A 13,633-nucleotide genomic window follows, 5' to 3' on the forward strand; every position below is an offset into this window, starting at 1 on the left:
CGCTCACCGTCCACGCCCCGGGGGTGCGCCCCGGACCATGCGAAGCCCGATCCGGCCGGGCCGCCGCCCGCTACGACGCCGCCCGCACCGACAGCCCCTCCTCGTCCGGGACCCGCTCGACGCGGACCGTGTCGCCGTCCCGCACCTCGCCGGCGAGGATCGCGCGCGCCAGCCGGTCGCCGATCGCGGTCTGCACCAGCCGGCGCAGCGGCCGGGCGCCGTAGGTGAGGTCGGGCGCCTCGTCCGGGCCCTCGTGGCCGAGAGCGGCCAGCCAGCGCAGCGCGGACTCGTCGACATCCAGCGCGAGCCGCCGGTCGGCCAGCCGCCGCTGGAGCTGGTCGATCTGGATCCGAGCGATCCGCTCCAACTGGCCGGTGCCGAGCGGATGGAACACCACGATGTCGTCGAGCCGGTTGAGGAACTCCGGGCGGAACGCGGTCCGGACCGTCTCCAGCACCTTCTCCCGCTTCTGCTCCTCCTTCAGCAGCGGGTCGACCAGGAACGTCGAGCCCAGGTTGGAGGTGAGGATGAGGATGGTGTTGCGGAAGTCGACCGTCCGGCCCTGGCCGTCGGTGAGCCGCCCGTCGTCCAGCACCTGGAGCAGGATGTCGAAGACCTCGTGGTGGGCCTTCTCCACCTCGTCCAGCAGCACCACGGTGTACGGCCGGCGCCGCACCGCCTCGGTGAGCTGGCCGCCCTCCTCGTAGCCGACGTAGCCGGGGGGCGCGCCGACCAGCCGGGCGACCGAGTGCTTCTCGCCGTACTCGCTCATGTCGATGCGGACCATCGCCCGCTCGTCGTCGAACAGGAAGTCCGCGAGCGCCTTGGCCAGCTCGGTCTTGCCGACGCCGGTCGGGCCAAGGAAGAGGAACGAGCCGGTGGGCCGGTCGGGGTCGGCGATCCCGGCGCGCGAGCGGCGTACCGCGTCGGAGACGGCCCGGACGGCCTCCTCCTGCCCGATCAGCCGCTTGCCCAGCTCCTCCTCCATGCGCAGCAGCTTCTGCGTCTCGCCCTCCAGCAGCCGGCCGGCCGGGATGCCGGTCCAGGCGGCCACGACCTCGGCGATGTCGTCGGGCCCGACCTCCTCCTTGACCATGAGGTCCCGGGAGGCCGCCTCCTGCTCGGCCTCGGCCTCCGCGGCCTCCTCGAGCTCCCGCTCGACGGCCGGGATCTCGCCGTAGAGCAGCTTGGACGCGGTGTCGAAGTCGCCGTCGCGCTGGGCGCGCTCGGCCTGTCCGCGCAGGTCGTCGAGGCGCTCCTTCAGCTCGCCGACGCGGTTGAGGGACTGCTTCTCCTTCTCCCAGCGCGCGGTGAGCCCGCGCAGCTCCTCCTCCTTGTCGGCGAGGTCGCGGCGCAGCTTGGCCAGCCGCTCCTTGCTCGCCTCGTCCGTCTCGTTGCGGAGCGCCAGCTCCTCCATCTTGAGCCGGTCGACGGCGCGCTGGAGCTCGTCGATCTCCAGCGGCGAGGAGTCGATCTCCATCCGCAGCCGGGACGCTGCCTCGTCGACCAGGTCGATCGCCTTGTCCGGCAGGAACCGGGAGGTGATGTAGCGGTCGGAGAGGGTGGCGGCGGCGACCAGCGCCGCGTCCGCGATCTGCACCTTGTGGTGCGCCTCGTAGCGGCCCTTGAGCCCGCGCAGGATCGCGATGGAGTCCTCCACCGACGGCTCGGCGACCAGTACCTGCTGGAAGCGCCGCTCCAGGGCGGGGTCCTTCTCGATCCGCTCGCGGTACTCGTCGAGCGTCGTCGCGCCGACCATGCGGAGCTCGCCGCGGGCGAGCATCGGCTTGAGCATGTTGCCCGCGTCCATCGCCGAGTCCCCGCCGGCGCCCGCGCCGACGACGGTGTGCAGCTCGTCGATGAAGGTGATGACCCGGCCCTCGCTGGCCTTGATCTCCGCCAGGACGGTCTTCAGCCGCTCCTCGAACTCGCCGCGGTACTTGGCGCCGGCCACCATCGCGCCCAGGTCCAGCGAGACCAGCCGCTTGTCCTTCAGCGACTCCGGGACGTCGCCCTTCACTATCCGCTGCGCCAGCCCCTCCACGACCGCCGTCTTGCCGACGCCCGGCTCACCGATGAGCACGGGGTTGTTCTTGGTGCGGCGGGAGAGCACCTGCACCACGCGGCGGATCTCGTGGTCCCGCCCGATGACCGGGTCGAGCTTGCCGTCCCGCGCGGCGGCGGTGAAGTCCGTGCCGAACTTCTCCAGCGCCTTGTACGTGCCCTCGGGATCGGCGGTCGTCACCCGCTGCCCGCCGCGCGCCTTCTCGAACGCGTCGAGCAGCCGCTTGGCCGAGGCCCGCTGCTGCTCCAGCAGCTCGGCGACCCGGCCGCCCTTGGCGGCGAGCCCGATCAGCAGGTGCTCGGTGGAGATGTACTCGTCGCCCAGATCACGGGCCCGCTCCCCGGCGTCCACCAGCACGGCCTGCAGCTCCCTGGTGGGCTGCGGCGGCGCCACGGTCGACCCCTGCACGCTCGGCAGCCCGGCCAGCACCCGCTCGGCCCCACCGCGCAGCACCGCGGCGTCCGCCTCCACCGCGGCCAGCAGGTCGAGCAGGTTCTCGTTCTCCTGCCCGGCCAGCAGGGCCAGCAGCAGGTGGGCGGGGGTCATATCGGCATGCCCGGCCGACACGGCCCGCTCATGGGCGGCGCTCAGCGCCTCACGGCTCTTGTTGGTCAGCTCGGCATCCACGACGGGGAGCTCCTCCTCGGATTCGCTTCTTCATCCTGCTTTCGGCAACGTGCGATAAGTTGAGTCTATTCCACTCAACCCTCACCTCGGTAGTCCGGCCGGGCACTCCCCCTTGCGAGTGAACCGGTACGACGAACGGCCCGCCACCGGGGACGGCCCGCCATGCTGGCGTTCGACCACGGGGAGGTGCAGCATGACGGCCATGGCACAAGAGCCAAGGCTTATGACGTCGGAAGAGACCCTCCTGGACTACTTCCTGGCCCTGGAGACCCCTGAGGGGTTCCGGGCGCAGCTCATCGAGGGGAGATCATCGTGTCACCGGCGCCGGACGGCGACCACGAGGACGCCATCGAGCTGATCGTCGCGCAGATGTACGACCACTCGAAAATCCGCATGCAGTACTCGGGCAACAAGGGGCTGAAGCTGCCCCGAGGCGGAGCGTGCCCGAAGAACTACGCCATTCCCGACGCCACCTTCGCCCCGCGGGAACGGCGCCTTTTCCGTGGCGCGCCGACCTGGATGTCCCCGGACGGCATCGCCATGGTCGCGGAAGTGACCAGCAGCAAGCCGGAACGCGACCGCGTCGCCAAACGCCACTGCTACGCCCGCGCCGGCATCCCCCTCTACCTCCTCGTGGACCGCGACGAGAGCACGGTCACGCTCTTCGCCGAACCGGCGCGGGAGGACTACGCCGAGATCCACAGCGTCCCCTTCGGCAAGCCCCTCCCCCTCCCCGCCCCCTTCGAGTTCGATCTCGACACCACCGACTTCCTCTGATCCCCGGACCACTACCCTGGCGGCCATGGCCCACGACCTCCGCAACCTGCCGGACGCCTACGTCGCGTTCTGGCGCGAGCGCCATTTCCCGACCCTCACCACCCTCCGCCGGGACGGCAGCCCGCACGTCGTGCCGGTGGGCGCCACGTTCGATCCGGAGACGTCCATAGCCCGGGTGATCACCCGCAAGCAGAGCACCAAGGTCTCCAACGTCCTCGCGGCCGGCCCCGGCGGTCTCCGCGTCGCGCTCTGCCAGGTCGCTCCGGGCGGGCTGTGGGCCACCCTGGAGGGCACGGCCGTCGTCCGCACGGAGCCGGAGGCCGTCGCCGACGCGGTCGCCCGCTACGCGGAGCGCTACGGGCGGACCCCGGAGCCCAACCCCGACCGCGTCCTGATCGAGATCGCGGTTAGCCGGGCGATGGGTTCCCAGCGCATCTCCTGAAGCCCGCCAACTCCTCGCGGCCGGCACAGCGTTGACTCGGCCCGGAAATCGCCGTCCCGCCCCGGCGGCCCGCGATTTAGGATGCCCCGCATGGTTCCCGTGCACTGCGAGCCCGTCACCGCCGGCACCTATGAGGCGGTGATAGCCCTCGACGTCCTGCCCGGTCAGCGCGACTACGTCGCCCCGAACGTCCGCTCGCTGGCGGACGCGTGGGCCTGCCCGGCGGCGGAGCCGCTCGCCCTCCGCCAGGGCTCCGAGCTGATCGGTTTCGCCCTGTTGAAGCCTGCGGCCGACGCCCCGGGTACCGTCACGCTCTGCCGCTACATGATCGACCACCACTTCCAGGGCCGCCGGCTCGGCCACGCCGGCCTCGCCGCCGTCCTCGACCGCGTCCGGGCCGCCGGCTACACCCGGATCCGGCTGAGCGTCGTCCCCGGCAACCACGTCGCCTTCCGCCTCTACCGGGCGGCGGGGTTCGGCGAGACGGGGGACCTGGAGGACGGGGAGATCGTCCTGACCCTGGATCTCGACCGGACCCCGGTCCAGCCGCCCTCGACGCCCCGGACGGCCGCACCGCCCCATTCGGCCGCGTCGCGCGAGTCGGCCCGGTAAGCACCGCCCCAGGCGTCCCCACCACGTCACGAAGCGAGCCGCCATCCCGCCGTCACCCCGCTCTCCCCATCCGCCGAGACCCCCGTGCCCACCGCGCCGTCCAAGGCTCGCCGGACCGTCCGCACCAGCGTCACCGGCCGCCGGAAGACGTCGTCGGCCGTGAACCGCAGCACCCGCCGCACCTCGGGGCAGCGCGTCAGCTCGTTGTAGCGGGCGATGTCCCGCTGGTGCCGGGCCCGGTCGCCGTGCCAGGCGTAGCCCTCGATCTCCACCACCAGCCCCCGTTCCCTGAAGAAGAAGTCCGGGTACACCCGGCGCCCACCGGGGAGCGACAACTCGGCCTGGGGTTCCGGGTACAGGCCCGCGTCGTTCATCCGCAGCCGGGCGATCGTCTCCGCCGGGGAGCCCGCCCGCTCGTCGGCGAGGGTCAGCCAGGCCAGCGCCCGTCTCCCTCCGCGCATCCCCGCGCCGTCCCGCACCGCGTCCCGGACGGCGTCGAGAACGGTCAGCGGTCCGCGCGTGCCCTCTTCGCCGGCGGGCCGGCGGCTCACCGCGGACTCCACCGCCACCAACGCGTCGTCCCGCGGCCCCGACCGCAAGAGGTCGGCCAGGGTGCGCGGGACCGTCGTCACCGCGAGCCCCGCGCTGCGCGTCACCTCGTCCGGCCGCAGCGGAAGGCGGTGCGCTCCCCGCCCACCGGCCGGCGCGGTGAACTCGGGCCGTTCCACGCGCCGTTCCACACCGTGCAGCAGCGCCGCCGCCCAGTGGCTGACCACCAGGTCCGGCCGGGCCAGCTGCTGCGCCCACAGGTGCGCGACCAGCCCGGCAGGCCGCCCCGGCGCCGCGAACGCACCCGGGCGCACCGCCTGCCAGCCCTCCTTCCGCAGCCGACGCCGCAGCCCGCTCCGCGACCAGCCCAGCCGCTCCGCCTGGGACAGGGCCACGACCCCGCCCTGCTCGTCCGCCAACGCGGCCACCGCCGCGAACTTCCGTGACTCACCGCACTTTTTCGCACTCATGCTCACTGAGTGTGACGGCACCCAGTGGTCTTCGCCATGCCTGTGGACAACCCTCTGTGGAGAATCGTTTCCCCAACCAAGAGAGGCCCGTCCCTCACCGGGGACGGACCTCTCGAACGACGAACGGACCGGCAACCACCGATCGGCAACCACCGATCGGTGACCAGTAATGACGACCGATCAGCGATCCCGCTTCGGCGGATGCCAGACGACCAGCGCGCTCGTCTGCTGCATCTCCTGGTACGGGACCAGGTCCCGCCGGTACGAGGCGTGCACCGCCGCCTCGCGCTGCTGCATCGCCGCGGCGGCGCCGTCGACGACCGCCTGGAGCTCGGCGACCCGGGCCGACAGCGCGGCGACCTGGTTCTCCAGTTCGATGATGCGCTTGATGCCGGCCAGGTTGATGCCCTCGTCCTGCGACAGCTGCTGCACCTGGCGGAGCTGTTCGATGTCGCGGGCCGAATAGCGGCGGCCGCGCCCCGCCGTGCGGTCGGGCGAGACCAGGCCGAGGCGGTCGTACTGGCGGAGGGTCTGCGGGTGCAGGCCCGAGAGCTGAGCCGCGACCGAGATGACGTACACGGGCGACTCATCGGTCAGCTCGTACGGCTGAGCGGGTTCGAAGCGCCGACGGGTGCGGCCGTCGCCGTTCATCACGGTCACTCTCCCTTCGCCGCCCGGAACAGCTCCGCGCGCGGGTCCTCACCCGCCGTGGCGTCGCGGAAGGTCTCCAGGGCGTCCCTGGCCTTGTCGTCGAGATCCTTGGGAACCACGACCTCCACGGTGACCAGCAGGTCGCCGCGGGTGCCGTCCTTGCGCACCGCCCCCTTGCCGCGGGCCCGCATGGTGAGCCCGTTGGGCGTGCCGGGCGGGATCCGCAGGGTGACCGGCGGTCCGCCCAGGGTGGGCACCTTCACCTCGCCGCCGAGCGCCGCCTCCGGGAAGGTGACGGGCACGGTGACGGTGAGGTTGTCGCCCTTGCGTCCGAAGACCGGGTGGGTGCCGACGTGCACCACGACGTACAGGTCGCCGTTGGGTCCGCCGCGCTCGCCCGGCGCTCCCTTGCCGCGCAGCCGGATCCGCTGGCCGTCGGAGACGCCCGCCGGGATCCGGACCTGCATGGTGCGGGAGGACGTGGCCCGGCCGCTGCCCTTGCAGACGTCGCAGGGGTTCTCGGGGATCAGCCCGCGGCCCTTGCAGTCGGGGCAGGGGTCGGTCAGCGAGAAGCCGCCGCCGGAGCCGCGCGACACCTGGCCGGTGCCCACGCAGGTCGGGCAGACCCGCGGGGTGCCGGCCTTGTCGCCGGTGCCGGAGCACGCCTTGCAGGCCGCCGAGGAGGACATCCGCAGCGGGACCGTGGCCCCGTCCACCGCCTCGGTGAAGCTGAGCGTCACCTCGGACTCGATGTCCTGCCCCCGGCGCGGCTGGGTGCGCGTGGTGCCGCCGCCCCGGTTGAAGAGGCCGCCGAAGACGTCGCCCAGGCCGCCGCCGAAGCCGCCGGCCCCCGCTCCGCCCTGGGCGCCCCCGAAGAGGTCGCCCAGGTCGAAGTTGAAGGAGCCGCCGCCCGGACCGGGCCGGAAGCCGCCGTTGCCGAACAGCGCCCGCGCCTCGTCGTACTCCTTGCGGCGCTTGGGGTCCGCGAGGACGTCATACGCCTCGGAGATCTCCTTGAACCGCTCCTCGGCCGAGGCGTCGCCCTTGTTGGCGTCCGGGTGGAACTCGCGGGCGAGCTTCCGGTACGCCTTCTTGATGTCGGCCTCGGCCGCGTCCTTGGGCACGCCGAGGACCTTGTAGTAGTCCTTCTCCACGAAGTCCTTGGTGCTCATCCCCGGCGTCCCTCCTCCCGGTACGTGCGGTCAGTGCCGTGCTTCATCGCGTCAGCCCTCGTCCGGGCCACCGCTCTCCTCGTCCGACTCGCCCTCGGCCTTGCCCTGGGCGCCCGGCTGCGGCTCGGCGACGGCGACCCGCGCGGGGCGGATCGTGCGCTCGCCGATGCGATACCCCGGCTGCAGGATCTGCACGCACGTCGTCTCGGTGACGTCCGGCGCGTAGCTGTGCATCAGGGCCTCGTGGACCAGCGGGTCGAAGGGCTCGCCCTCCTTGCCGAACTGCTGGAGGCCCATCTTCGCCACGACCGTCTCCAGCGATTCGGCGACGGACTTGAAGCCGCCGACGAGCTCGCCGTGGTCACGGGCGCGGCCGATGTCGTCGAGCGTGGGGAGCAGTTCGGACAGGAGGTTCGCGACGGCGACCTCCTTGACCTGCGCCCGGTCGCGCTCGACGCGCCGGCGGTAGTTCTGGTACTCCGCCTGGAGCCGCTGGAGGTCCGCGGTGCGCTCGTTGAGCGCGGCCTGCGCCTGGTCCAGCTGCGCCTGGAGGCCTGCCTCGACCAGCTCCTCCCCGGCCGGGGCCGGGCCCGCCTTGTCGGCGGGACCGGCGCCCTTCTCGTCGGCCGAGTCGTCGGAGGGAGTGCCTTCAGGCTTTTCGTCGAAGCCCGGGGTCTCCTCCGTCACGCCGACGCACCGCCCTTCGGCTTGTCCTCGTCCACGATCTCGGCGTCGACGACGTCGTCGTCGGCCTTGGCCTGCTGGCCCGCACCGGCACCGGCACCGGCACCGGCACCGGCACCGGCGGCACCCTCGGCGCCCTGGCCGGCCTGCGCGTCGGCGTACAGGGCCTGGCCGAGCTTCTGGCTGACGGCGGCGACCTTCTCGGACGCGGTGCGGATCTCGGCGGTGTTGTCGCCCTCGGCGGACTCGCCCTTGAGCTTGTCCTTCAGCTCGGCGACGGCGGTCTCGACCTCGGTCTTGACCTCACCGGGGACCTTGTCCGCGTTGTCCTTGAGGAACTTCTCCGTCTGGTAGACGAGCTGCTCGGCCTGGTTGCGGGTCTCGGCGGCCTCGCGGCGCTTGTGGTCCTCCTCCGCGTACTTCTCGGCCTCCTCGCGCATCCGGTCGACCTCGTCCTTCGGCAGCGAGGAGCCGCCGGTGACGGTCATCTTCTGCTCCTTGCCCGTGCCGAGGTCCTTCGCGGCCACGTGCATGATGCCGTTGGCGTCGATGTCGAAGGTGACCTCGATCTGCGGGACGCCGCGCGGCGCCGGGGGCAGACCGGTCAGCTCGAACATGCCGAGCTTCTTGTTGTACGCCGCGATCTCGCGCTCGCCCTGGTAGACCTGGATCTGCACGGACGGCTGGTTGTCCTCGGCCGTCGTGAAGATCTCGGAGCGCTTGGTCGGGATCGTGGTGTTGCGCTCGATCAGCTTGGTCATGATGCCGCCCTTGGTCTCGATGCCGAGGGACAGCGGGGTGACGTCGAGCAGCAGGACGTCCTTGACCTCGCCCTTGAGGACACCGGCCTGGAGCGAGGCGCCGATGGCGACGACCTCGTCCGGGTTGACGCCCTTGTTGGCCTCGCGGCCGCCGGTCAGCTCCTTGACGAGCTCGGCGACGGCGGGCATACGGGTGGAGCCGCCGACCAGGACCACGTGGTCGATCTCGGAGAGGGCGATGCCCGCGTCCTTGATGACGTTGTGGAACGGGGTCTTGCAGCGCTCCAGGAGGTCCGCGGTGAGCTGCTGGAACTGGGCGCGGGTGAGCTTCTCGTCCAGGTGCAGCGGGCCCTCGGCGGAAGCCGTGATGTAGGGCAGGTTGATCGTGGTCTCGGTGGACGAGGACAGCTCGATCTTGGCCTTCTCGGCGGCCTCGCGGAGGCGCTGGAGGGCCATCTTGTCCTTGGACAGGTCGACGCCGTGGCCGTTCTGGAACTGCTTGACCAGGTAGTCGACGACGCGCTGGTCCCAGTCGTCACCACCGAGGTGGTTGTCGCCGTTGGTGGCCTTCACCTCGACGACGCCGTCGCCGATCTCCAGCAGCGAGACGTCGAAGGTGCCGCCACCGAGGTCGAAGACGAGAATGGTCTGGTCGTCCTTGTCGAGGCCGTAGGCCAGCGCGGCGGCCGTCGGCTCGTTGACGATGCGCAGGACGTTGAGGCCCGCGATCTCGCCGGCCTCCTTGGTTGCCTGACGCTCGGAGTCGTTGAAGTACGCCGGGACGGTGATGACCGCGTCCGTGACCTTCTCGCCCAGGTACGCCTCGGCGTCCCGCTTCAGCTTCTGCAGGATGAAGGCGGAGATCTGCTGGGGGTTGAAGTCCTTGCCGTCCAGGTTGATCTTCCAGTCGGTGCCCATGTGGCGCTTGACCGACCGGATGGTCCTGTCGACGTTGGTCACGGCCTGGCGCTTGGCGACCTCACCGACCAGGACCTCGCCGTTCTTCGCGAAGGCGACGACGGACGGCGTGGTCCTGGCGCCCTCGGCGTTGGTGATGACGGTGGGCTCACCGCCTTCGAGAACACTGACGACGGAGTTCGTCGTACCCAGGTCGATGCCGACCGCACGTGCCATGTCGATTCCTCCAGCTGACTTGAGTGGAACAGACTCAAGGGTGCAACACGAATGGCGGACTGTCAACGGAGCTGAGTCGGGCGGACTCAAGTCTTATGCGGGCCTTATTCGCAACCCGGCGCTCGGGGCGGAGCCCCGCCTACCCGAGGCCGCCCGCGCGACGCAGATCACCGGCGCTGCGGGTATATCGCGGGCGCGAGAGTGAGTAGTCTCGTACGGACTGGATAAGTTACCGAGTAGTAATCCCGCTCTCGCAGGTCCGAGGAGCTCCAACCATGCAACTCGCCGCGATCATCGTGTCGCTGGTCCTCATCGCGATCGGCTTCGCGCTGCTCGGCCGTGCCGTCCTGCAGATCTACCAGCACATGCGCCTGGGGCAGCCGGTGCCCAAGGGCACCCGCACCGACGACCCGGTCCGGCGCACGGTCACGGTGGCCACCGAGTTCCTCGGCCACACCCGCATGAACCGGTGGGGCCTCGTCGGCGTCGCCCACTGGGGCGTCGCGCTGGGCTTCTTCTCCCTGCTGATCACCATCGTCAACGCCGTCGGACAGCTCTTCAAGGCCGACTGGCTGCTGCCATACATCGGTGAGTGGCTGCCGTTCGAGCTCTGGGTCGAGTTCTTCGCCACGACGACCACGCTGGGCATCCTCGCCCTGATCGTCGTCCGGCAGCTGAGCAAGCCGGGGAAGCCGGGACGCAAGTCGCGCTTCGCGGGCTCCAACTTCGGCCAGGCGTACTTCGTCGAGGCCGTCATCCTCATCGTCGGCTGCTCGATCGTGACGCTGCGCGGCCTGGAGGGCGCCCAGCACGGGGTCGAGAGCTACGAGGCCGGTTACTTCGCCTCGTACCCGCTGGTCGCCGCCTTCCGGGGGCTGAGCACCGAGACGCTGCAGAACCTCACCTACCTGGTCGCCATGATCAAGATCGCGACGTCCTTCATCTGGATGATCACGATCTCCCTCAAGACCGACATGGGCGTGGCCTGGCACCGCTTCCTGGCCTTCCCCAACATCTGGTTCAAGCGCGAGTCCAGCGGTGACGTCGCCCTCGGCGCGCTGCAGCCGATGACCAGCGCGGGCAAGCCGATCGACTTCGAGGACCCGGGCGAGGACGACCAGTTCGGTGTCTCCCAGATCGAGCACTTCTCCTGGAAGGGCCTGCTCGACTTCGACACCTGCACCGAGTGCGGCCGCTGCCAGTCGCAGTGCCCCGCCTGGAACACCGGCAAGCCGCTCTCCCCCAAGCTGCTGATCATGTCGCTGCGCGACCACGCGCACGCCAAGGCGCCGTACCTGCTCGCGGGTGGCGGCAAGTCCGCGGAGGGCGAGGAGAAGGCCACCGAGGAGCAGCTGAAGGACGTTCCGGCCGCCGCCCTGGCCGAGGCCGAGCGCCCGCTGATCGGGACGCTGGAGGAGAACGGCGTCATCGACCCCGACGTCCTCTGGTCCTGCACCACCTGCGGCGCGTGCGTCGAGCAGTGCCCGGTGGACATCGAGCACGTCGACCACATCGTCGACATGCGCCGCTACCAGGTGATGATCGAGTCCTCGTTCCCGTCCGAGGCGGGCACGATGCTCAAGAACCTGGAGAAGAAGGGCAACCCCTGGGGCCTCGCCAAGAAGCAGCGCCTGGCATGGACCAAGGAGGTCGACTTCGAGGTCCCGGTCGTCGGCAAGGACATCGAGGACCTCACCGAGGTCGACTACCTGTACTGGGTCGGCTGCGCCGGCGCCCTGGAGGACCGCGCCAAGAAGACCACCAAGGCGTTCGCGGAGCTGCTGCACATGGCGGGCGTGAAATTCGCCATCATGGGCGGCGACGAGGCGTGCACCGGTGACTCCGCGCGCCGCCTGGGCAACGAGTTCCTCTTCCAGCAGCTCGGTCAGCAGAACGTCGAGATGCTCAACATGGCCTTCGGCGAGTCCGCCGAAGGTGAGGACGGGGCGGAGGGCGTCAAGGTCGAGAAGTCGAAGAAGAAGATCGTCGCGACCTGCCCGCACTGCTTCAACACGATCGCCAACGAGTACCCGCAGCTCGGCGGCGAGTACGAGGTCATCCACCACACGCAGCTGCTCCAGCACCTCGTCGACGAGGGGAAGCTGGTCCCGGTCACCCCGGTCGAGGGTCTGATCACCTACCACGACCCGTGCTACCTGGGCCGGCACAACAAGGTGTACACGCCGCCGCGCGAGATCATCGCCAAGGTCCCGGGCCTGCGGAACGAGGAGATGCACCGCCACAAGGAGCGCGGCTTCTGCTGTGGCGCCGGCGGCGCGCGCATGTGGATGGAGGAGCGCATCGGCAAGCGCATCAACAACGAGCGCGTGGACGAGGCGCTGTCCCTCAACCCGGACATCGTCTCCACCGCCTGCCCCTTCTGCCTCGTCATGCTGACCGACTCGGTCAACGGGAAGAAGAACGACGGCAAGGCCAAGGAGTCCATCCAGGTCGTGGACGTCGCCCAGCTGCTGCTGGAGTCGGTGAAGACGCCGGTGGAGCCGGAGGGCGACGGCGAGACGACCGCCGCGCCGGAGCCGGATCCGGAGCCGGTGAAGTAGCGCCACGCACACGGTGACGACGGCCGGGCCCCGCGGACTTCGCGGGGCCCGGCCGTTGTCAGTGGGGCGTGGGACGATGATTCCGTCAGCGCTCGCAGCACGCTCGGCAGGAGCCGGTTCATGGATTACGCACGCATGCGCGCCATCGCGGAGGAGCTGCTGGAACATGCTCCCGACCCGATCGTGGGAGCCGAGATCACCGGTGACGGCATTTTCATGATGATGTCACCATCGCGCCCGCACGAGCTCATCGCGATGCGCCTGCGCCGCCAACTGGACCGACAACTCGCGGAAGGGCTGGTGGCACATCCGGGAGGCGAGGTGGAGGACGCCTCCATCGGCAGGCTCCGCCGCCCGGATCTGATCGTGGTCCCCGAGGAGATCTTCGCGGAGGACACCATGGACCCATTCCATCCACGGGACCTGTCCCTGGTCGCCGAGATCGTGTCCCCAACGAACCATGGCAATGACTACGTCGACAAAATGCGTGACTACCCGCTCATGGGCATCCCCCTCTACCTGCTGATCGATCCGCGCAAGGGCACGCTCTCCGTACTGTCGGATCCGCACGGCACTGACAGCGAGGGCCGTCGGAGCTACCGCCGGCGCGCCGACTACGTCTTCGGCGACTCGGTGCCTGTGGGTCCCTGGACCGTGGACAGCTCCGAGTTCCGCCGGTACCCCGAATGAGACGCGGAGGGGAACGAGGAGCGGTTTCGCCCTGATCTCAACGGACGAGGTCTTGGCGTCGCGTTCATGACCACGCCTCAACCGGTCGACCGCACCGGCCCGCCGGACAGTCCCGCGACGAGCTCATGACGCGCCTCGCCGGCACGCTCGGCGTCGCGCGGGAGGAGACCGGACAGCCTGCTCACCTGCGGCTCACTGGCCGCGGACAGCCGGGGTGCCCTCCGGCTGACGGCCGCCCGGCGGAGCGGGACCCGGTCTCCGCCCGGCCCCACCCACCCCGTCCCGAACCCATAGCGCAGCCCCGTAAACCCCCGCTTCCCCTACTTCTCCCGGGCCTCTCCCCTAGGGGATGTCACAGCTCAGCAGCAAGGAAGCCCCTGCGCCCCACCCCCGCACCACCGCTCCCCGGGAGCGGGTACGTTCGAAGGCGTGGCTGGA

At 70.5% G+C, this 13,633-nt stretch carries 10 protein-coding genes and 1 pseudogene; 5 read left to right on the forward strand and 6 right to left on the reverse strand.

Annotated elements, in window-relative coordinates:
- Window positions 1-70 precede the first annotated feature (70 nt).
- Window positions 71-2,692: an ATP-dependent chaperone ClpB gene (clpB, locus tag ACQEVS_RS16415; protein WP_433021119.1), complete on the reverse strand. Its 2,622-nt coding sequence runs from the start codon at window positions 2,690-2,692 to the stop codon at window positions 71-73.
- A 193-nt stretch (window positions 2,693-2,885) separates the two neighbouring features.
- Between clpB and ACQEVS_RS16420 the strand changes: the two are divergent.
- The 3 genes and pseudogenes from ACQEVS_RS16420 (at window position 2,886) to ACQEVS_RS16430 (ending at window position 4,523) form a co-directional block, all read left to right on the forward strand.
- A pseudogene (locus ACQEVS_RS16420) lies at window positions 2,886-3,469 on the forward strand (Uma2 family endonuclease).
- A gap of 25 nt (window positions 3,470-3,494) precedes the next feature.
- On the forward strand, window positions 3,495-3,911 hold the full coding sequence (locus ACQEVS_RS16425) for a pyridoxamine 5'-phosphate oxidase family protein (RefSeq protein ID WP_433021121.1): 417 nt from the start codon (window positions 3,495-3,497) through the stop codon (window positions 3,909-3,911).
- A gap of 90 nt (window positions 3,912-4,001) precedes the next feature.
- Window positions 4,002-4,523 carry a GNAT family N-acetyltransferase gene (locus tag ACQEVS_RS16430; RefSeq protein WP_433021123.1) on the forward strand — a complete coding sequence of 174 codons (522 nt, stop codon included), beginning with the start codon at window positions 4,002-4,004 and terminating at the stop codon, window positions 4,521-4,523.
- Window positions 4,524-4,549: 26 nt separating this feature from the next.
- Here ACQEVS_RS16430 and ACQEVS_RS16435 read toward each other — a convergent pair whose 3' ends face one another.
- From ACQEVS_RS16435 to dnaK, 5 genes are all read right to left on the reverse strand, one after another.
- A complete protein-coding gene (locus ACQEVS_RS16435) occupies window positions 4,550-5,542 on the reverse strand; it encodes an endonuclease domain-containing protein (protein ID WP_433021125.1) in 993 nt (330 codons plus the stop codon).
- A 180-nt stretch (window positions 5,543-5,722) separates the two neighbouring features.
- On the reverse strand, window positions 5,723-6,193 hold the full coding sequence (locus ACQEVS_RS16440; RefSeq protein ID WP_433021127.1) for a heat shock protein transcriptional repressor HspR: 471 nt from the start codon (window positions 6,191-6,193) through the stop codon (window positions 5,723-5,725).
- A gap of 5 nt (window positions 6,194-6,198) precedes the next feature.
- Window positions 6,199-7,365, reverse strand: a complete 1,167-nt coding sequence (dnaJ, locus tag ACQEVS_RS16445) for a molecular chaperone DnaJ (protein WP_433021129.1) — start codon at window positions 7,363-7,365, stop codon at window positions 6,199-6,201.
- 51 nt (window positions 7,366-7,416) lie between these two features.
- The gene (gene grpE, locus ACQEVS_RS16450) at window positions 7,417-8,052 is read right to left on the reverse strand and encodes a nucleotide exchange factor GrpE (RefSeq protein WP_433021131.1); all 636 of its coding nucleotides are present in this window, start codon (window positions 8,050-8,052) and stop codon (window positions 7,417-7,419) included.
- The gene (gene dnaK, locus ACQEVS_RS16455) at window positions 8,049-9,944 is read right to left on the reverse strand and encodes a molecular chaperone DnaK (RefSeq protein ID WP_433021133.1); all 1,896 of its coding nucleotides are present in this window, start codon (window positions 9,942-9,944) and stop codon (window positions 8,049-8,051) included. Before dnaK ends, grpE begins: the two co-directional genes overlap by 4 nt.
- A gap of 275 nt (window positions 9,945-10,219) precedes the next feature.
- On the opposite strand from dnaK, the gene ACQEVS_RS16460 reads away from it, so the two are divergent.
- Window positions 10,220-12,505 carry a (Fe-S)-binding protein gene (locus tag ACQEVS_RS16460; RefSeq protein WP_433021135.1) on the forward strand — a complete coding sequence of 762 codons (2,286 nt, stop codon included), beginning with the start codon at window positions 10,220-10,222 and terminating at the stop codon, window positions 12,503-12,505.
- A 120-nt stretch (window positions 12,506-12,625) separates the two neighbouring features.
- On the forward strand, window positions 12,626-13,195 hold the full coding sequence (locus tag ACQEVS_RS16465) for a Uma2 family endonuclease (RefSeq protein ID WP_433021137.1): 570 nt from the start codon (window positions 12,626-12,628) through the stop codon (window positions 13,193-13,195).
- Window positions 13,196-13,633 lie beyond the last annotated feature (438 nt).

This window comes from Streptomyces sp. CA-181903, assembly GCF_050937075.1.
Classification (GTDB): domain Bacteria; phylum Actinomycetota; class Actinomycetes; order Streptomycetales; family Streptomycetaceae; genus Streptomyces.

Bases quoted from the DNA above. Each gene is read 5' to 3' on its own strand.
- ACQEVS_RS16425 (WP_433021121.1), top strand. From the start codon at position 3,495: ATGGCCCACGACCTCCGCAACCTGCCGGACGCCTACGTCGCGTTCTGG.
- ACQEVS_RS16430 (WP_433021123.1), top strand. From the start codon at position 4,002: ATGGTTCCCGTGCACTGCGAGCCCGTCACCGCCGGCACCTATGAGGCG.
- ACQEVS_RS16435 (WP_433021125.1), bottom strand. From the start codon at position 5,542: ATGAGTGCGAAAAAGTGCGGTGAGTCACGGAAGTTCGCGGCGGTGGCC.
- ACQEVS_RS16440 (WP_433021127.1), bottom strand. From the start codon at position 6,193: ATGAACGGCGACGGCCGCACCCGTCGGCGCTTCGAACCCGCTCAGCCG.
- dnaJ (WP_433021129.1), bottom strand. From the start codon at position 7,365: ATGAGCACCAAGGACTTCGTGGAGAAGGACTACTACAAGGTCCTCGGC.
- dnaK (WP_433021133.1), bottom strand. From the start codon at position 9,944: ATGGCACGTGCGGTCGGCATCGACCTGGGTACGACGAACTCCGTCGTC.
- ACQEVS_RS16460 (WP_433021135.1), top strand. From the start codon at position 10,220: ATGCAACTCGCCGCGATCATCGTGTCGCTGGTCCTCATCGCGATCGGC.
- ACQEVS_RS16465 (WP_433021137.1), top strand. From the start codon at position 12,626: ATGGATTACGCACGCATGCGCGCCATCGCGGAGGAGCTGCTGGAACAT.